Source organism: Marinococcus sp. LNSP9103-4, from assembly GCF_056034345.1.
Genome location: NZ_JBQLIA010000022.1, coordinates 1 through 20,275 on the forward strand (window position 1 = coordinate 1; position 20,275 = coordinate 20,275).

At 36.0% G+C, this 20,275-nt stretch carries 17 protein-coding genes and 2 pseudogenes; 4 read left to right on the plus strand and 15 right to left on the minus strand.

All coding sequences use genetic code 11. The features are described from left to right. Positions 1-79: 79 nt before the first annotated feature. The 3 genes and pseudogenes from istB (ACTRXG_RS13355) to istB (ACTRXG_RS13365) form a co-directional block, all read left to right on the plus strand. A pseudogene (gene istB / locus ACTRXG_RS13355) lies at positions 80-319 on the plus strand (IS21-like element IS643 family helper ATPase IstB); the annotation flags it as partial. A gap of 108 nt (positions 320-427) precedes the next feature. Then, complete coding sequence (locus tag ACTRXG_RS13360) at positions 428-949, plus strand: hypothetical protein (RefSeq protein WP_474285406.1); 522 nt, start codon at positions 428-430, stop codon at positions 947-949. Continuing rightward, on the plus strand, positions 946-1,683 hold the full coding sequence (gene istB / locus ACTRXG_RS13365; protein ID WP_474285408.1) for an IS21-like element helper ATPase IstB: 738 nt from the start codon (positions 946-948) through the stop codon (positions 1,681-1,683). The genes ACTRXG_RS13360 and istB (ACTRXG_RS13365) overlap by 4 nt, the downstream gene beginning before the upstream one ends. Before the next feature lie 110 nt (positions 1,684-1,793). On the opposite strand, the gene ACTRXG_RS13370 is transcribed toward istB (ACTRXG_RS13365), so the two are convergent. From ACTRXG_RS13370 to ACTRXG_RS13435, 14 genes and pseudogenes are all read right to left on the minus strand, one after another. After that, entirely contained in the window at positions 1,794-3,353 is a 1,560-nt protein-coding gene (locus ACTRXG_RS13370) for an ISL3 family transposase (protein ID WP_474285409.1), read from the minus strand. Between the two features lie 278 nt (positions 3,354-3,631). After that, positions 3,632-4,378 (minus strand): YveK family protein, encoded by a 747-nt coding sequence (locus ACTRXG_RS13375; protein ID WP_474285410.1) that lies wholly within the window; start codon positions 4,376-4,378, stop codon positions 3,632-3,634. A gap of 90 nt (positions 4,379-4,468) precedes the next feature. Continuing rightward, positions 4,469-4,603 (minus strand): annotated as a pseudogene (locus tag ACTRXG_RS13380) (DapH/DapD/GlmU-related protein); the annotation flags it as partial. Between the two features lie 469 nt (positions 4,604-5,072). Further along, the gene (murJ, locus tag ACTRXG_RS13385; RefSeq protein WP_474285412.1) at positions 5,073-6,629 is read right to left on the minus strand and encodes a murein biosynthesis integral membrane protein MurJ; all 1,557 of its coding nucleotides are present in this window, start codon (positions 6,627-6,629) and stop codon (positions 5,073-5,075) included. 36 nt (positions 6,630-6,665) lie between these two features. Continuing rightward, entirely contained in the window at positions 6,666-7,091 is a 426-nt protein-coding gene (locus ACTRXG_RS13390) for an FAD synthase family protein (protein ID WP_474285413.1), read from the minus strand. A 5-nt stretch (positions 7,092-7,096) separates the two neighbouring features. Further along, positions 7,097-8,278: a CDP-glycerol glycerophosphotransferase family protein gene (locus ACTRXG_RS13395; RefSeq protein ID WP_474285414.1), complete on the minus strand. Its 1,182-nt coding sequence runs from the start codon at positions 8,276-8,278 to the stop codon at positions 7,097-7,099. A 12-nt stretch (positions 8,279-8,290) separates the two neighbouring features. Beyond that, on the minus strand, positions 8,291-9,484 hold the full coding sequence (locus ACTRXG_RS13400; RefSeq protein WP_474285416.1) for an O-antigen ligase family protein: 1,194 nt from the start codon (positions 9,482-9,484) through the stop codon (positions 8,291-8,293). A gap of 74 nt (positions 9,485-9,558) precedes the next feature. Next, positions 9,559-10,623 carry a glycosyltransferase family 4 protein gene (locus ACTRXG_RS13405; protein WP_474285418.1) on the minus strand — a complete coding sequence of 355 codons (1,065 nt, stop codon included), beginning with the start codon at positions 10,621-10,623 and terminating at the stop codon, positions 9,559-9,561. Beyond that, the gene (locus ACTRXG_RS13410; protein WP_474285420.1) at positions 10,613-11,740 is read right to left on the minus strand and encodes a glycosyltransferase family 4 protein; all 1,128 of its coding nucleotides are present in this window, start codon (positions 11,738-11,740) and stop codon (positions 10,613-10,615) included. The genes ACTRXG_RS13405 and ACTRXG_RS13410 overlap by 11 nt, the downstream gene beginning before the upstream one ends. Before the next feature lie 34 nt (positions 11,741-11,774). Next, the gene (locus tag ACTRXG_RS13415; RefSeq protein ID WP_474285422.1) at positions 11,775-12,371 is read right to left on the minus strand and encodes a sugar transferase; all 597 of its coding nucleotides are present in this window, start codon (positions 12,369-12,371) and stop codon (positions 11,775-11,777) included. Positions 12,372-12,395: 24 nt separating this feature from the next. Then, a complete protein-coding gene (locus ACTRXG_RS13420) occupies positions 12,396-13,592 on the minus strand; it encodes an ATP-grasp domain-containing protein (RefSeq protein WP_474285424.1) in 1,197 nt (398 codons plus the stop codon). Positions 13,593-13,603: 11 nt separating this feature from the next. Beyond that, entirely contained in the window at positions 13,604-14,293 is a 690-nt protein-coding gene (locus tag ACTRXG_RS13425; RefSeq protein ID WP_474285426.1) for a formyltransferase family protein, read from the minus strand. Then, positions 14,286-15,563: a DegT/DnrJ/EryC1/StrS family aminotransferase gene (locus tag ACTRXG_RS13430; RefSeq protein WP_474285428.1), complete on the minus strand. Its 1,278-nt coding sequence runs from the start codon at positions 15,561-15,563 to the stop codon at positions 14,286-14,288. Before ACTRXG_RS13430 ends, ACTRXG_RS13425 begins: the two co-directional genes overlap by 8 nt. Positions 15,564-15,619: 56 nt before the next feature. Next, entirely contained in the window at positions 15,620-17,431 is a 1,812-nt protein-coding gene (locus ACTRXG_RS13435; RefSeq protein ID WP_474285429.1) for a polysaccharide biosynthesis protein, read from the minus strand. A gap of 477 nt (positions 17,432-17,908) precedes the next feature. Here ACTRXG_RS13435 and ACTRXG_RS13440 point away from each other — a divergent pair, with 477 nt between their 5' ends. After that, positions 17,909-18,955 (plus strand): NAD-dependent epimerase, encoded by a 1,047-nt coding sequence (locus ACTRXG_RS13440; protein ID WP_474285430.1) that lies wholly within the window; start codon positions 17,909-17,911, stop codon positions 18,953-18,955. 261 nt (positions 18,956-19,216) lie between these two features. Here ACTRXG_RS13440 and ACTRXG_RS13445 read toward each other — a convergent pair whose 3' ends face one another. Continuing rightward, on the minus strand, positions 19,217-20,272 hold the full coding sequence (locus ACTRXG_RS13445) for a sugar-transfer associated ATP-grasp domain-containing protein (RefSeq protein ID WP_474285432.1): 1,056 nt from the start codon (positions 20,270-20,272) through the stop codon (positions 19,217-19,219). Positions 20,273-20,275 lie beyond the last annotated feature (3 nt).

A 20,275-nucleotide genomic window follows, 5' to 3' on the forward strand; every position in this document is an offset into this window, starting at 1 on the left:
CAAGTGGTCTATCTTAATTGGTGAACGTTGATCTATCTTATTTGGGAGAAAGTGATCTATTCTACTTGACGGTTACACCATGGATCAGCGAGAGGCCAATTTATTCTTTCATTTGGTGAATCATTTATACGAACGAAGTTCGATTATCCTTACATCCAACAAGAGTCCTGAGGAATGGGGCCATTTAATTGGGGACCAAGGAATTACGACGGCTATTTTGGATCGATTACTTCACCGTGTGGAAGTCATTCATGGCGGGGAGAACGAAGAAAGCCACCGGATGAAAAACCGGCAGCGAATATTTTCAGCAGAAGTGTAAACGGCAAATGAGCAAAAAGTGTAAAATTCGACTTGACGTCTACATGCCGATTATTACGGGTTTATTCCGAAGGCCTGCCGGCCCTACCGGGCCCAGACGAAAGGCAAGGTGGAACGATCGATTCAATACCTGCAGAACCATTTTCTTCAGGGCCGACCGATCACGTCCCTGGATCAGACGAACCTGGAGCTTTTACGATGGCTGGATCAGACCGGCAATCGAAAGATCCATCAAACAACGGGGATTTCGCCGCAGGAACGCTGGGCCGAGGAACAGCTGCAGCCGATACATACCGTGAAACGGTACGATACCAGTTACCATACGTACCGAAAATCGCACTGGGACAGCACGTTGTCTTACCGGGGAGAGAAATGGATGCTTCCCTCCGCCTACGCGGGCAAAGATATTTTGATTAAAGAAACGCTTCATGGCGACCTGTCGATGTTTTGTCAGGGCTCACCGGTTTCCTTTCAACGATTCGGCCCGTCGGCTTCCCGATGGGAAGACCACAGCAAAAAGAAACAGACGGCCCCGGCTGACCACCGGCCATCTGTTTCCCTATCTTCGCTGGATGTCGACACGCGTTCGTTAACGTTTTATGATCGGTTCTCGTTGGGAGAACAATCATGAACAAGCGTCTTGAAGCCATGTGCCGCACCTTGAACCTGCCGGTCACGGCGGACCGATGGTCCGCCATGGCCCAACAGGCTTCCACCGATAATATAGCCTATTCGACGTTTTTATACAACCTCCTGGAAGAAGAAGTGGCAGCCAAACATGCCCGGTCGGTGCAGACTCTCCTCAAGTTTGCCCGCCTGCCATTTCGAAAGACCCTGGATGATTTTGATTTTCCGGCCCAGCCCTCGGTGGATCACCGGCGTATGCAGGAATGTGCCACATTGTCCTTTATCGAGGCGAACGAAAATCTGATTTTCCTTGGCCCTCCGGGCATCGGAAAAACGCATCTCGCTGTTTCGCTGGGGCTGGAAGCCATCGCTCATGGCTACAAAACGTATTTTGTGACAGCGCACGAGCTCGTCCTTCAGTGCCAAAAGGCAGACGCCGAAGGCCGGCTGGAGAAAAAGATCCGCAGCCTGATCAAACCATCGGTACTCATTATTGATGAAATGGGCTATATGAAGCTCGATCCAGGCAGTGCTCATTATCTGTTTCAGGTGATTGCCCGTCGATACGAACGCGGACCAATTCTCCTCACGTCGAATAAAGCCTTTGGCGAATGGGGAGAAATCATGGGCGATTCCATCATCGCGACAGCGATGCTTGACCGGCTGCTTCACCACTCCCATATCTTCAACATGAAAGGGGAAAGTTACCGAATGAAAGAAAAACAGAAGGAAGACTGAGCTTCCTTCTGGGGAATTTTATTCCGTCGTTTTTGGGGAAAGATCGGGTTCTCCCGATCTTTTGGTGAGGGAAAACGTGAGCGTATGTAAGATCAGAGATTATTTTTTCGCTATACCTTGGGCCAGGTGTAGAGGACTTTCTGACGCAACAGATCGACATTGGCCCGACCATACATTTGTCGTTTCATCACTTTAATACGGTTCACATGGCCTTCCACCAGCCCGTTACTCCAGGGGAAATGATAGGCATTGGCCACGGCCTTCCAGTCCGAAATCAAATAGGTGCTGACGTTTTGCATTTCGGGAATGGAACTTTGAGCCGCCTGCTGGACCCAGGCTTCAAAGGACGGCCAGTCGGTGCGATGCTGCATTCGCTGCTGAAAGGTTGCCACCAGAACTTTCACTTCCCGGAGGGAAGGATGTTGGTCCTCCAATACCTTGACGGCAGCTGCTTCCTGCGACGAAAGCGCTGACGGGGACCAAAGATACGTATGGAGACGATTGCGCGACAGAGGAAACACATAGGGAGAGGCGGAGCCGGCCGGACTAGCGCGTACACGAGCGAGAAAATCCTTCAAGGTCGAGAAGGATTTTTGGTAGCCTCGGGCTTGAATGACCGTGAAAATATGGGTAGCAGAAACTCCCTTCTTGACTAAGGGAAGGATGACCGATCGATACGGTTCTACGCTATGGGACCGGTGACGTTCGTGGCTCATCGGGGTTCGGAGCGAACAGTATTTCCGGACCGTCTTTCGATCCAGAGACAAATTCCGACTGATGCGGGAGATCGAAATGCCCTGGCGGTGCTGGGCCTGCACCTGTTGGATCACCTGCCATTTTTGTTTTTCCTTTTCGGTCAACGGGCGCGAGGTTGGGTCGCTGGCTGTGGATGTGGAGGAAGCGATCGAGACCGAAATGGTCCCCTTTCCGGGAAAGACTCGTTTCAGCCAGTGATCGACCGACCGGTTCACATGATGAAAAAGGTGCCACCGGTCCGTGATTTGAAGGGCCTCGGGACGAGCTTCCGCAATGGCTTTGGCGTATTCCCGGGAGCCGTCCCTGGTAACCATGCGAATCGAAGGATAAGGAGCCAGCCATGCTTTCACGGATTCCGTCGTTCGTCCGGCAAAAAGACCGATCGGTCTTTTGGTTTCCAAATCACAAACCAGGGTGCCATACTGATGCCCTTTTTTCATCGCCCAATCATCCAGGCCAATCACAGTAGGAGCCTGAAAGGCACGAAGGGGCTCGCTTCGCACCAAAGCTAAAAAGGTATCCGCACTTACTCGAACGCCATAAAAAGGAGCCAACCGGCTAGCGGCTTCGGCAGCCAGGGAAAAAGCCAGTTTGGTGAGGAAGGATCGAAGTCGATCGGTTTTTCGGGCGTACGGACGACACCAGGCCGGATGCCGTTCCGTAAATATACGCTGGCTGCAGGCCTGCTGACGGCAAAAGAATTTTCGGCACCGAAGGTGAAGAATTACCGCACGCTCGCCCATTGGCGTATCAGTTAGGGTTCGCCAATAATAGCTGTGAATACGTTCCGATGCATGGCTGCAAGACGGGCAGACACCGTCAAGGCTCGGCCTTTGGAGGTAGACATTCATTTGGCTCAACGACAGACCAACATGTAAACAGTCCCAACCAGGATATAAGCAGGACACGTTCATCCAACCGCCTCCTCTTCCTTGTGATACTATTCCTATTCCCCGAAAACATCTTCACCAAAAGATCGGGAGAACCAAAGATCGACCGGCCTTGACAAAGTCTTATTTACATTTTCTTTTCAACTTAATTTAAATAGTAATCATTCAATAGTCTTTGAGTATTTTATTTTTTCAAAATAAAAAGTGTTGTAATTCTAAATGAACTACAACACTCTGTTTCTTAATTTTGTCAATTTTAACTTTTAAGCCCTTACAATTGAATTTTTTAGTACAAGTGTAATTTAAGAAGGTTTCCTACCACTTTCTCTACTATCTATACGAGTTGATTTTTGAGCAGTATTTTTGAATTCATTTTCTTGAATAGTTGGCACGGTTCCAAGAATAGGTAAATCAAGTTCTTTCTCGATGTCTTGTTCGCTTTTCAAAGATTTATCTAGGAACTCTAATATAAAAGCAATAGCTAAACCAATTATACTGCCTATTACTAAGCCCATTATTAGATTTAAAAAAGGTTGTGGTGATACGGGGCTATTACTATCCCCCAATTCCGCTTCTGATAATATACTAACATTATCTACATCCATAATCTCTGTAACTTGTTGCTCAAATGTATTTGCAATTTCGTTAGATAAAGCAACAGCTACTTCAGGGCTGGAATCTCTAACGGTAACATTTGCTACTTGCGATTCTTCTTCAGTCGAAACACTCACTTGCTCACGTAATTCATTTATAGATTTATTATATTCTGTTTCTTCAACCACTGATTCGAGAATGATAGGGCTTGTCATGATCACGCTGTATGTATTTATTATTTCTCTATTTGACTCTAGTTCTCCAGAAGTAATTGGTTCATCACCATTTTGAGCTTGATTTACTAAAACTTGCGTAGAAGCCTCGTATTGAGGAGTTATTATAAAAAAAGTTATTATAGAACTTAAAATTAAAGCAATCAATGAAACTATAAAAATTAAATTTAATCTTTTTTTAACTGTTTGAATAATTTGTTTAACAGTAATTGATTCTTCCATATTAACCTCCAACGTTTATTATTTAAGCTGATAAGAAATTTTGCTACGCTAAACTCAAATAAGATTAGTATAACTTTTCAATTGTTTAGAAGGATTACCACCATTTAAAGTATACGGTTCTACATTTTTAGTAACGACACTTCCTGCTCCTATTACACTACCTTCTCCAATTGTTACACCGGGGAGAATTAAAGAGTTGGCCCCTATCCAAACATTGTCTTTTATATTTACTGGATTAGTTTTTGTTGATGTTTTTAACCTTTTAGAAGGGTCCTCAAAAGAGAGTTCGTGCCTATTAGTATCAACAATTTGACAGTTAGCAGCAACCAAACAATTCTTTCCTATGGTAATTCTATTATAAGCATGAATGCAAGTCCCATGTATTCGAGTATTTTCTCCTATAGAAACAATTGCGTTTGGAGCACTAGTACACAATTTCATTGGAGAATGCATGTTTATAAAATAATAAGTATTTTTCGAGTTCAAAGTTACATTTTTATTTATAACTATTCTTCCTTGATTAGCATTAATAATTGGAATACCTTTAATTTTAACTTTTTCTTTTAAAATTAAATTTTTTTGCCTTTTAATAAAAATTTGTATGTATATTTGTTCAATAAATATTTTTAGCCTTCGAAACACCTTTAACAAAAACATTTTCAAATCTCCTATTAAATATTTTTTAGCTACAATATCAACTTTTATTTTTAAACTTTTTTATTAATAAATTTAAGAACCATTCAAATTCTTCAATTCTTAAAAAATAAATAATTATCGCGTATACTAAGCCCCCAATCAACGAAACTAAGAATAAGGAAGAATATTCTTTTAAAACTAACCAATTTAGGTCTATTGCTATATTATAATAAAGGAGGTATATACAAATTCCCATAATTACAGAAGCTAGTAAGGATTTAGTTGTACAACTTATAATTTTTTTAATTTCTAAGGCACCTATTTTCTTTTTTAAACCGATTAATAATAATATAGCTGTTAGAGTAGCAGAAATTGAGGTAGCTAATGCTAATCCCCTATGATCCATAAACTGCACTAATATGAAATTTAAAATAATATTAGTAGAAACAGCTATAAAACCATTTTTCATCGGAGTAGTAGTATCTTGTAAAGAAAAATAAACTTGGTTTAAAAAAGTTCTAATAGACATTCCAACTAAACCTAAAGAATAAAAAAGCACTGCACCTGAAGTCATAAAAGTAGCATTAGAATTAAAAGCTCCTCTTTCGAATATAACACTTACTATTGGTTCTGCAAGCACCATCATCACTACCGTAGCTGGGATAGTAATAATTAAAACAACGTTTATTCCCTTTATAGTTAACTTTTTTAATTCTCCATAATTATTTTTATTAGCTGCTTTCGAAAGCATAGGATATATTATAGTAGCAATAACAGTAATAAAAATCCCCAATACCAAATCTTTTAATCTCTCAGCGTAGTTTAAAGCTGAGACACTTCCTTCTTTTAAAGTGGAAGCTAAGGATTTATCTACTATTTTATTTAAATCATTTATAGCAACAGTTAACAAAATAGGGGGCACAAGATATGAAACCTTTTTTATGTATTTGTCTTTAATATTCAATATAGGCTTATATTTATAACCGTTCTTTTTTACTGCTGGAGCTTGAACTAAAATTTGAGAACCAACGGCAAGAACACTCGCCACCATAAGACCTTGAATACCAAAAGCACTTGACATAAATAATAAGAAAAAAATGTACACCAAATTATAAGGTAATTGAGAAATGGCAGATTCATTGAATCTTGATTCACTTTGCAAATAGCCTCTCAACACTCCAACAATTCCTGCGAAAAACAATGTTGGTAGCCCTATTCTTAATAATTTTACAGCTAATTCAAATTGTTGCCCCTCAAATCCGTAAGCCAAAACTTTTATAAATAAGGGAGCTATAAGCCACCCCACTATAATCATCAAAACAGAAACTAAAATAACTAAGTTCATGAGATTATTTGTGAAAGGATCTTTTGATGATTTTCCTTCTTTTGCTTCTATTTCTGACAAGACAGGAATCATAGAAACTTTAATCGCATGACTTAATAGTAACATCAATAAAGTAATGGCGGTAAAAGCTATAAAAAATGTATCAGCCGCGCTTCCAGTTCCAAATTTTGCTGCAATCAATACTTCTCTCATTAGTCCGAACACTTTACTAAGAATAGCAAATATAAACAATAGAAAGAAGGACTTTATTGCATTATTAGATTTAGTCAAATTTAATTCCTCCAAATAAATAAGCTATTTGCTTATTTATCCGATTACTTTACTCAACACTTCACGCAACTGAGTTGAAGAGGTTCCTTTGGTATAAGGGAAATATTCAACTTTAACGCCCCTTTTAGCAAATTCTTTTTCATACTTTATCCATTGAGGAGACCCTTTCCAATCATCTCCTTTAAAAATCACATCAAATTTATGTTCTTCCCATGCCAATAGCTTATCAGTATTATTTTCGGCAACTGTAAAATCAACGTATTCAAGCGATTCTACTATTTGAATCCTTTCTTCAAAAGGTATTATTGGCATTTTGTTTTTTTTTCGAAATACCTCTTCATCTGTGGTAACACCTACTATTAAATATTCACATTTTTCTTTAGCCTTCTTTAGTATGTTTAAGTGGCCTATGTGGAATAGATCATAAACTCCCGTGGTATAGCCTATCTTATATTTTTCCATTTTTTTCACTCCTTAATTTTTGTTTTAGAAATAATATAATTAACGACACTTCTAGAGGCTTCGCCATTTTCATAAACTCCATAAAAATTCATTATATCTTCACAATTTTTTTTAGCGACACCTTTATTTAAAATCAAGAAATTTTTTATTAATTCTTCTTGATTTTCAGCAGTATAAAAAGGCGATTCACTTATATTAAACGAAAACTCTCTTTCTTTAGACTTATATTCTTCTTTATCTGGTTGATACAAAATTATTGGTCTTTTAGTTAGTATAAAATCTCCTGCTGAGGAAGAGTAATCTGTAACAAAGAAGTCCGCTACTAATAACAGCTCTGACATATCTTCAAAATCAGTAACATCGATAATTAAACTAGAAGTCTCCCCAAACTCCAAACCTTTAGAAAGACTATGAGCCCTCACTAAACACACCCAATTCTCCTCAGTTTCTTTATTTAATTTTTTTATAGTTTCCTTTAAATTGAGATTATTTAAGCTTTGCTTATCATTCTTTTCTTCACTTCTAAATGTAGGAGCGAACAAAAAAATTTTTTCATTTTTGTTAAGCCCTAGATCTATTTTTATTTTATTTTTTTTTCTTTCACTATTCTCAATCAATAAATCATTTCTCGGAGAACCATTCTTGAGGAACTCACCTTTGAAACCAAATGCGCTTCTTAATTTTTTTTCACCAAATACAGACCCTACTGTCATTACATCACAATTATCTTCTTCAAAAAGTTTACCTTCTAAATAACTCCCTCCGGTTGGTGATAGCGTCCAGTGATTGTATAATATTTTTTTAAAACCTCTATCTCCATGCCAAGTTTGAATATAAAATTGATCTTTCTTTTTTTTCGTAGCTATAGTTTTTTGTTTATTGTCTATCCAAAATTTTGAGGATACTAACATTTTCAGGGCTTCAAAAGAACGATGTTTTACTTTCTTCACATAGGGAGGAACCAAGTGCTCTTTAGCATCAGGATTATTGAACAACCAAACTATTTCGAAATCAGGATCTACAAAGTGGAGCATTTCTGAAATCGCTCTCGGATTACACGAGTAAGATGCCCCACTCCAACTACTGAAAACTGCTTTTTTTTTCTTTGTTTTAAAAATAACCCCTAAAATTGTAAACGACGTTTTCAATAAATATTTTTTGAAGTTTTTCTTTAATATTTTTAACATCTACTCAGCTCCTTAAACGTTCACTTCTTCCTTTTTAATTACAAATAATGCAGCATAAGCTGTAGCTAGTATTACTTGATACATTTCAATATAATACGTTACCTGCCCAAACTCCATAACAAATATACCTATAATTAATGCCAAGAATAGTATTGCGTATCTATTCTTTTTTAATTCAAGTAATAACCTAGAGACTAAATAAAAATACATGCTATAAAATATAATAGTTCCTAACAAACCGACCCCTACTAAAAGCTCTATGAAATTATTATGAGCATATGAGTAGCTAGTCAATACGCCACCATAATTATCTACACCATACCCTAACAAAGGTCTTTCTTTAAATAACTCTATCCCTATTTCAATCATATTGATTCTAGTTGTAGTACTGTTATCTACTTCTCCTTGACCTAATATTCCATTTATCATTAATTGCATACGTTGCCCTAGAACATTATACAATTCTGGAACACTCATAATTAGCTGCCAAGAGGTAAAAATTAATATTGCCAACAAGGGTAAAGCAAATACTATCCAAATTTTGTTTTTCAAATTCAATGTATACATTAATATTAGCGCAAGGGCAATCATAAAAATGGCTTTTCTTGAGCCAGTCATCACAGTTACAAAAGTGAATAAAAAAGCTAAAAGAAAAAAGAGCATTTTCTTCTTTTGTTGACCAAAATATAAAGCAATGACAGATGATATAGCCATCTTCAGTGCCAAGTCATTTTCGTTTAAATTTATGCTTTCGCCTAATCTTTCTGTACCCAAAGTACTAATAGGTGTGTTCATTAACAACAAAAATGAAGTGTAAACAGCGCTAATAATTATTGAATATAATACAAAATTCAGCTTTTTATTTTCATAGCTAATAAATAATATTATTGAATTACCTATCAAAAGCACTTTAAGTACATTGAAAATTTGTTGAGCTGCTACACTTTGATCTATCGCAACAATGTACGATAATAGACATACCATAAAAAAGAGACCTGACCACAAGGCATAAATACCAACTTTTTTATTCTCTTTAAAAGTCAATAATCCAATCAATACGATGTATAAAATCTCAAAAGGATAAAGTATTAATTGTTCATTTTTATAAGTGAATATAAGTAATATTAATAAAAAAGTAGATCCATAGTAAATTAGATCTCCAAAACTCAAATTACTTTCTTTATTATTTTCTAAATTTTTTTCCATGGCCATCCCCTTAAAATAAGCCCAAACCTATAGTGAATTCAGTTAAATATATTATACTAATGAATGGAACAAAACTAGTCTTCTTTTAAAATAGCATGCTCCCACATTGGTATTATATTTTCCATCTTTAATTGTTCTACAGTTTTTTTCCCTTGTTCTCCAAGTTCTTTTGCTTTATTTTTATTTTCGATTAACTCAATCATTACTTCAGCCAAATCTTCAACATTTTCTTTTTCTACTAATCGCCCATTGACTCCATCAATTATAAACTCTTCCGAACCAGCGCAATTCGTAGATATACACGGCACCCCCATCATCATAGCCTCTAGCAAGGCATTTGATAGACCTTCATAATTTGAGGAGAGAACAAACATCTCACTATCGATCATTTTTTCATGAATATTGGATATATTTCCTGGAAGAAAAACTACTTTATCAAGATTCAAACTGTATATTTCGTTTGTTAGTTTTTCTCTTAAATTACCCTCTCCATATATATATAGTTTATAATCGGGGAAATACTTATGTATTTTATAAAAAGATTGTATTAACATATGATGGTTTTTTTGCTCTAGTAATCTACCTACTGCTATTATTTTATTTTGTTGAAAAGTGCTAACTTCATTATCGACATAAATAGGATTAGGAATTACTGAACTTTTTTTTCTTATTATTTTTGGGAAACAAGACTTAGCCCAATTAGTTTGAAAAATCACTCGTTTAGTCAATGGATACAACAAATAAGTAGCAAGCTTTACAAATATTGACCGACCGTCCTTACTCGGATCGTTCCTTTCGGATACAACAATATTTGTTTTCAATCCTAAACTTGCAATTATGGCAATAATATTTATTCGAGCAATAAACGATACCACAACATCAGGTTTATTATTTAATATTTTTTTTCTGATAGAATAAATCCAATTAGGTAATTGAGTCCATTTAAATTTGCTTTTGTTGTTTATTGGGGTCACGACTATATTTTTGTCTAAATTGTAATCACAACGGCTATTTAATAAGGTTATGATTTCTATATCCCAATTTTTTTTTGCATAATGATTAGCTAAAATAGATACGACTCTTTCAGCGCCTCCTCTGCCCATACTCCCTAATAAAAAAATTATTTTTTTATTTTCCATTTACTAATACCTCTTTGTATATATTTTTCATTTCAGTTTGAATATTACTAGTGTCAAATTTCTGTGCCTTTTGAAAATTATATAATCCCATTTTCTTTTTTAAAAAAATATCATTTTTCAAAATTTCTATAGCTTTTTCAAAGTCTTTTACGCTGTTAGGATCACATAGAAGACCGCCATTACTATCAATTAAGTCAACGTTACCTCTAATGTTTGAAACTATACAGGGCATACCAACACTCATTGCTTCCATTATAGAGCGCGAAAGTCCTTCTCTATAAGATGAAAGAATAAATATGTCGCTAGAATTTAAAATTTCCGGAGTATCGTTCCGGTAACCAAGAAAATGAATGTTCTTTTCCAAATTATATTTCTTTATTAAATATTCGAGTTCATTTTTCTGATTTCCTATTCCACATATAAGATAATGAATATTTAAATCTTTAATATTTTTAATAGCTTCGATTACTATTTTAATGTTTTTGTTATGATTTAATTCCCCTACAGAAACAAGCAAAACAGAACCTTCATGTGCTCCTATTTCATTCATGATTTTTCTTCTATTGTTGGCAGCCATTTTAAACTTTGAAGTATCAATACCTACTCCTGGAAGATAATAGACTTTGCCATTTTTTTTTAGACTAAATTCATTAGCGGCATAATAATCTTCTTCATTAATTGTAATTATTGCATCAGTATATAAAGCCATAAATTTTTCAATGTATTTGAATACTAAATTACTAAATTTAGAACCTCCTCTATAAAAATGAAAACCATGAGCAGTATAAATTATTGTTGGAACCTTAGTTAAACTACCACATATCCTTCCCAACAATCCCCCAACTGGAGTATTACAATGTATTACATCAAAATTTTCTTGTTTTAATAATTTCCCTATTTGCATAAAAGCTTTAATATTTTTTAAGTTCAGTGGGTTTCTAGCTAAATCAATATGGTGTGTTTCAATTTTGTATTTATCTGCTTCCTCATCATTAAATCCTGAAAGATTAGCTGCTAAATGAAATTCATAGCCTAGTTCTTGCGCGGCTACAATTGAAGGATAAGAAAAATTGCTAATGTTATTTGTAATATTACTGATGAATAATATTTTTTTCATGTCTCTAGCCCCTAATAATTTATGTCTGCTTTTCCTAAAGATTTTTATTCGTATAAAGTCCTTCTTTTTTGACTACAGTAATTATCGTTCTAGCCAATATTTTGAAGTCTAATTTAAAGCTTACATTATTAGCATACCAAGCATCATAAAGCCGCTTCTCTCTATTAGATAAATCATTTCTAAAGTATGCTTGCGTATATCCAGTAATGCCCGGCCTTACTCTCATTTTATCTACTTCGTCTTCTTGATAAGTATGAAGTACCGTCGCCAAGCTAGCCCTTGGCCCAATAATACTCATGTCACCTTTTAGCACATTTAGTATTTGAGGCGCTTCATCTAAACTAGCTTCTCTCAAAAACTTACCTGTCTTTGTAACTCTTGGGTCTTCTTCACCATTATAAGTACTCCCATCCTCATTCAATAAAATTGGAGAATTGACTTTCATTGAACGATATTTATACATCTTGAAAAGTTGACTATCCTTGCCTATTCTTTCACCTTTGTAAAATACCGGACCTTTATCTTCGCCTTTTATTGCTAAACTAGCAAAAATATGTATTAACGAAAAAACAGGCAAAAAAATTATACATATTATTATATCTATTGGCCGTTTGAAAATGGTTCTATACATAGCGCCCTCCAGTTATTTATACTCTTAGCTTTGGCTTTCTCTAATAATACTTTCATCTATTATGTTTTTAACTTCAGACACTTTCCGTTCACTTTCTTTATGATCTTTCTCTACTGAAACCACATACCCTTTTCCATCTAAGTTATTTCGATAATTGTTTATAGTATCTCCAACTTCCATCAATGGGTAAATATTTACTCTATAATTATTTTTTATTTCTTCGAAATTAGGTAAGTCCTGTATTACACCTGACTCCAAAGCCAAAAGTCGCGTAGAAACATTTGTCTTTGGATTACTTGTTTCAAATTTAATTAAATCATTTACAGAAGCTTTGATGATTGAACCCATATAATCTATCCCAGTACTATTAGGTATAAGGTGTGACCCTATGAGATTACCTCCCATTCTAGCCCCTACATCAATAATACATATCTTATTATCTGCAGTGATCAATACATCCATATTAACTGCTCCAAAATTTATGCCTAACGACTTAATAGCTTTTTTTGCCACTTCTTCAACCTGTTCTTCTATTGATAGTTGGCTAGGCATAAAGTGACCTAATTCTGCATAAACAGGTGGAGGGGTCATGTGCTTCCCTATTACCCCTAGAATATTAATTTTTCCATCATGAACAAAAGCTTCAACTCCATATTCTTTTCCTTCAATAAAATCTTCTATTAAAGCTTTTCCTGCTATAGAGTTTTTTATTGCTTCGTTACAAGCTTCCATTAACTCAAATTGAGTCTCAACTTTTTTTGCAGCTTTGCTTCCTGAACCATCACATGGTTTTACCATCACTGGAAAATTTATTGAAGCATTAACAGTGTTAACTTCTTCTACGCTTTTAACTTCGTAATACTGAGAAACATCATCGATATTATTTTCGAACAAATTACGTCGAACTAGATATTTGTTTTTAATTACTTGAGCAGTCTCGTACTTCAAACCTGGAATTTTCATTTCCTGTGCAATGTATGAAGTTGACAAAACCCCATAGTCTGTAGCTGCAGTCACGACTCCATCTATTTTTTTTGTTTCAGCATATGCTAAGCAAGCTGCTTGATCAACTATATCTACTGCTTCAAACTCATCAGCATATTTAAAACCCATAGAGCTTAAATTTTTGTCTATTGCATAAGTATAATAACCTAGTTCTTTAGCTTTTTTTATAATGAAAGATTGTAAAAAACCTGCACCAATTATTAAGATTTTTTTCATTTTATCTCCTTCTAATCCAAAACTTTGTGTGGTGTTAGTTTTTTTGAGCCATTACTACTTTTCTCGTTGATTTCTCTGTATTGTTCAAATTCTTCTGGAGATCTTTTATAAAAATAACGCTTTTTACCTTGTATTTGTTTCCCAACGTCACCTTCATAAACTAGTTTTATTGCCTGAGGCAATAAATAAGCGCATAATTCTGCTGTTCTGCAGTGTAGGACTGAAGGAGTTTCTACCATAAATTGTTTTAATTTACCTTGAATTAGTACATTACCATCATCAAATTTTTCATTCATATAATGAATAGTAGCACCGTAGTATTCTTCACAATTAGCCCAATAATGCATATAAGCTCTGCTTCCTCTGTAATCTGGTAAAATAGAGCCGTGACAATTAATTGGTGTATATTTAAAGGATTCCAGAAAGGAAGAAGGGATTTTATTTGGCCAACCAGCACTTATAAGAAGATCAAATTTTCTATTTTGAACAAAAGCTATGCTTTCTATGTCATCAAGCTTCTTGTTATTAAATACTACCACTTCGACTCCGTATTCCTTGCATAGATCCACACACTTCCCTTCACTTTCTTCAGTGAAAAAGAGCAGTTTTACGTCCTTAATTAATTTCATTTCCAAAATGTTTTCAATTATTATTTTTGGCTTTAAAGCGCCAGATGACCCTATTATTGCAATTTCATTCATAATTATTGTCACCTCTGTAATAAGATTCTATTTTTTTTATTGTTTTTTTGAAAGTGGAAAAAACACGAGATATATCTTCTTCATTAAGTAAGGAATTTAAAGGAAGAGTCAGTTCATTTTTATACATATTATAGGCGTTAGGGAAGTCGATAATATTAAAGCCCATTTTTTTATAAGCTGTATGCATCGGCAGGGGCTTATAATGAACATTAACAGCTATTCCTTCATCAGCCATTTCTTTGATCATTTTGTTTCTAAAGCTTTCATCTTTATTACTAATTTTTAAAATATACAAGTGACCACTGGAAGAAAATGTTTCACCAAAATGCTGTAAGACTTCTACATTTTCTTCTGAAAACATTTTATTGTATTTATCAATTATTTGTTTTCTTTTTTCAAGAAGCTTTGGGTACCTTCTCAATTGTCCTATCCCTAAGGAAGCTGCTATATCAGTCATATTAGATTTGTAATTAGGAGCTACAATATCGTACTCCCAAGACCCGACTTCTGACTTCGCAAGAGCGTCTTTTGATTGCCCATGTAAAGAAAGTAACATAAATTCTTTATAAATTTTTTCGTTATCTATGCCTGGATTTTCTTTCCAAGTAACTGCTCCGCCTTCACCAGTAGTCAAATTTTTCACAGCATGAAAAGAAAAGCAAGTAAAGTCTGCTGCTTCCCCGCTTCTCATTCCATTATATTCAGCACCAAAAGAATGAGCTCCATCTGCAAGAATAATTACTCTATTGAATTTTTTTTGTAAATCATTAGAAGGGTTAAAAATACTTGCTTTTTGTTTAACTACCTCAAATATTTTATCGTAATCACACATAACCCCTCCGATATCAACAGGCATAATCGCTTTTGTCTTTGGGGTAATGGCTTCCGCTAGTTGCTCATAATCTAAATGAAATGAATTTTCTGCTGTATCTACAAGAATTATATTGGCCCCTACATGCTCAATGACACTGGCTGTAGCAGTATAGGTATAAGCGGTAGTAATTACTTCGTCCCCTTCTCCAATTCCTAATAACCTTAAAGTTAATTCCATTGCGGCGGTAGCAGAATTTAAACATACTGCTGTGGAAGTATTGCAAAAAGCAGCTATCTCTTTTTCAAATTGCTTAGTTTTAGGTCCTGTTGTGATCCATCCAGACCTTAAAGTTGCAACAACTTCATTTATTTCTTCTTCTGAAATATCTGGCGGAGAAAAAGGTATATTCTTTTGAGACTCAGTATTTCTATCTTGTGAATAATTTGAAGCTTTCAAATAAACACCGCTTTCCTATTTGATATTTCATTTCAATAACATAATTATTTAATACATTAATCCACTAAACTATAACTTTCCCGAATTTCATTGTTAGCTAAGGATAAAACGTAAATTTTAAGTTCTTCTTTGTCGATAGTTAAATGATTTTCTAACAAATTCCCAATAGCTTTTTGATTAATAGTTCTTGGCTTACCTACATAAATTTTTGGATATACCTGGTCCTCATTCACTTCTTCTTTCCCAAGTAGTTCTTCATACATTTTTTCCCCTGGACGTATGCCGCTGTATTTTATCCCTATTTCATCTACTGTATAGCCTGATAATTTAATAAGGTTTTTCGCTAAATCAACTATTTTTACTGGTGCCCCCATATCTAACACAAAAATTTCTCCACCTTTTGCAAGAGCCCCGGCTTGTATTACGAGTCTCGAAGCTTCAGGAATAGTCATGAAATAACGAACCATTTCTGGATCTGTAACAGTGACAGGACCACCATTTTGAATTTGTTTTTTGAATAAGGGAATTACGCTTCCTCGACTTCCAAGAACATTACCAAATCGCACTGCTACGAATTTCGTTTTACTTGCTTTATCCATGTTTTGGACAACCATCTCAGCAATTCTTTTCGTTGCGCCCATTACGCTAGTAGGGCTGACTGCTTTGTCAGAGGAAACCATTACAAATGTATTAACTCCTGCCTTATCAGAAGCTTCTGATACAAATTTCGTTCCTATCACATTATTCTTAACAGCCTCTTCCGGATTACGTTCCATAAGTGGCACATGTTTATGCGCAGCGGCATGAAATACTATGTGAGGCCTTCTTTCTGTAAATATATGTAATATTTTATTTCGATCTTGGATATCTGCAATTTCTGTTGCAACATTTAATTGAGGCAAATTGTTCTTAAGTTCCATTTCGATAGTATAAATACTATTCTCTCCATGTCCTAGTAATATGATTTCTTTCGGAGAAAAACGGGCTATCTGTCGGCATATTTCAGACCCAATAGACCCCCCAGCTCCTGTAACCAACACACGTTTATTGGATATAGAATCTGCTATTCCTTCCACATCAAGCTCTACAGGTTCTCTTCCTAATAAATCCTCCACATCCACGTCTTTAAATTGAGTAACTTCTACTTTTCCAAGCATAATATCTTCCATACGTGGCAGTGTTTGAGTTTTAACTTTCGTTTCTGCACATGCATTTACGATTTGATTTAATTCTTCGCTTTCCAATGAAGGGACAGCGATAATAATATGCTCTATATTCAAATTTTCGACTATTTTTTTTACGTCTTTAATACTTCCAACTACAGTTAAACCCATAATTTCTAATCCTTGTTTCGATTTACTATCATCTAAAAAAGCAATAGGTAGAAGCCCTGAATTAGCTTCTTGCTTTAATTGTCTGGCTACCATCGTACCGGCTGACCCAGCTCCAACGATTAGTGTTTTTTTTCCCTCTTTATTATTCACTTGACTATCTCTATATAATCGCCAAGCCATCCGAGATCCGCCAATAAGAATTACATGAGTCATCCAAGTCATAATCAGAGTGCGAACATAAAATTCTTGAAATAAAACAATTTGGGCTAAAATAGTAACAACTATTGAGATTGTGACTGCATAAACAATAGTTTTAATTTCACTCGCGCTCGCATACTCCCAGGCTTTTTTGTATAGTTTAAAATAGTAAGCACATAAATGATGAACTATTAATAAAATGATTGCACTGGTTACTAGTACTTGATCAATTGGACGAAAACCACCCGCTAGTATAAAACTGCATATAAAAATAGAAAAAACTACGATAGCTGAATCTAAGCAAATCAAGGCTATCAGCCTTTGTTTTAACCCCATGATGTTCTCTACCCCTTCGTTTAAGTAATAATTAATCCCCTGAATTGGCTCAGTACTTTTAATAGAATTAAAGTCCGACCTTTTTATGTATATAATGAATAACATTCATTTACAATCTTGCTATTTTAAATTAATCCACTAAATTATTATACATTAATTATTTCATTATGTAATTCAGGTGCATATTTTATAAAATCGAAAATATAATTAACATCTTAATATAAAGCTATTTTCCTCTTAATTGGCAATAATTTCAACCGTAGAATTCAATTTTTTAGGAAAAAACTCCTAAATTATAACTTTGTAACGCTTCTTTTATCTCGTGCTAACTTCGTGATGCGTAACATAATTTTCCTCTGTTCATTTCACAATAGGATTCATTTGTTATATGATAGATATGTTTTCTTAACTTGTAAAATATTAAAATGATAAAGTGCTTAAATAAAGTTCAACAGATAATAACGGGGGTATATATAAATGATATTGGTAACAGGAAGTAATGGCTTTGTAGGCATGCATACAGCGGAACGTCTGCTGGAAGAAGGCTATGAAGTCGTCGGGGTGGATAACAATAACGATTACTATGACGTGAATTTAAAGTATAGCAGACAGGAGAGGCTGGAAAAACACGACGAATTTCACTTTCATGAAATAGACCTGGCTGACGCTGCCGCGCTTCAGGATATTTTTCTTACATATACGATCACAGCCGTTATCAACCTGGCCGCGCAGGCAGGCGTCCGCTACAGCCTGGATCGTCCGGATAAGTACCTTCAGTCCAATATTGTCGGATTCTCCAACATTCTGGAAATGTGCCGTCATCATCAGGTGGAGCATCTGATTTATGCATCTTCCAGTTCCGTGTACGGAGCGAATAAAAAAATGCCATTCTCCCCGGAGGACGGCGTGAATCATCCTATTAGCCTGTATGCGGCGACGAAAAAGTCGAACGAGCTGCTCGCGCACACGTACAGTCACCTGTATGACCTGCCAACAACCGGCCTGCGGTTCTTTACCGTGTACGGAACGTTTGGACGCCCGGATATGGCGTATTTCAAATTTGCGAATAAAATCGTAAACGGCGAACCGATCCAGGTGTACAACAACGGCGACATGATGAGAGACTTCACCTATATTGATGATATCGTGGAGGGGATTGTGCGCCTAATCCCGGCGGCTCCGGGTGGGGACAGCGACTGGGACGCGGAAAACTCGGATCCATCGACCAGCTATGCACCCTACAGAGTACACAACATTGGGAACAACCAGCCGGTATCCCTGATGGCGTTTATCGAAACACTCGAAAAGCATCTCGGCATGGAAGCCCGGAAAGAATACCTGCCGATGCAGCCGGGCGACGTCCAGGCCACATACGCGAACATCGACAGCCTGCAGAAGGCGGTTGGTTTCAAGCCGGTCACCTTCCTTGACGAAGGCATCGGCAAATTCGCGGGATGGTATAAAAACTATTACCCGGAGTATTTCTCTGTGCAGTCCACTTCGGAAAACAAATCCAATCATTAAACAATATAAAGAAGCCGGGCGACAAACATTTGTCGCCCGGCTTCTTTATATTCTATGTGCTTTTATTATTTAAACTGCAGCTCAATGCTTCAGACACATACATTTTTTAGCAAAAACGCTACTGTAATAACTATTCCTTCAGAATAGCAGTGCCTGACAAGAAAATAGCTACATTTTAATGAAAGCTTTTTAAAAATTTTAAAACCAGCAAATCACCTATTTATAACGCTACTAAACCATAACTGGTGTTTATTAAAAACACTAAATTGAAAACTTATTAGCATTGGCGCTTTGGTAGAGCGTTTCTGTCAAATCACCAAACAAGGGTCCGTTATAAACCTGATGACGATTTATATCCGGGCATTGAGCATTGCTTTCTATAAGCCAGATCTTGTCTTGCTCTACGGCTAAATCCCATCCCATTAGACCTACTTGAGGGGCTTTCTGATGAAGAGATAATGCAAAGTTTATTGCTTTCTCCCAGTTTGGAATTCTAAGCTCAGAAAACTTGACTCCGGTATCAGGATGATATTCGTATTCATTAAAGTCATCGTCACAGGCTTTTTCATGCGGGGTGCCATCCTTTTTCAATACCAATGCCAGTCCTCCGGCATGTGTATTATCCAGCTTAGATCCCCCAACGCCAAAACGTGCTAAAGAAGAAAGGTAATGGATCTGGCCATTATAATTATATGTAAGTATCCGGAGCGTATTAAGACTTTCAGGGTGATATGCAGATAACTCTTTGCATTGATATATCATTTTTTGAATACATAAGCTTTCTATTGAATCCATGTGTGCTAAAGCTTCCTCTTTTTCCTGTAACTCATAAAACTTCACGGATCTTCCCCGGTAGGAGTGGGCGTCCTTCACTACGATCGTCTGCCCTTCCTCTAATGCGGAAAGGGCCAGCCCATGAGCCTGCTCCTTATCGATTTCTTTTTGTTCCGAAAACCATTGCCCCTCCACCTTTGTTAATAACGTTGGTGACGCTTCTGGGAAATTTATATCCAGCAACGACTTATCCCCAAGAACATTGGCATGTTTTCTTGGATTAATATGAGGCACTAATTTCCACTGATAAACATTATTTGGTATAAAATACATTGATTTTTTGTTATGCAAATAGCTGTATCTCTGGTTTATAAAGCTTCCGGTAAAGCCCCAATTTCTTATCGATTTAATTTTTTCCGTAAAACTGTAATCCAGTTCTTTCTTTTTAGGAGCTTTACTAAATGGTGTTTTTTTACGGTATTTCTTGAGTGATCTTAATTCAAAAACGATTAAATTATTTTTTATAACACTTTTTAATGTCATTAT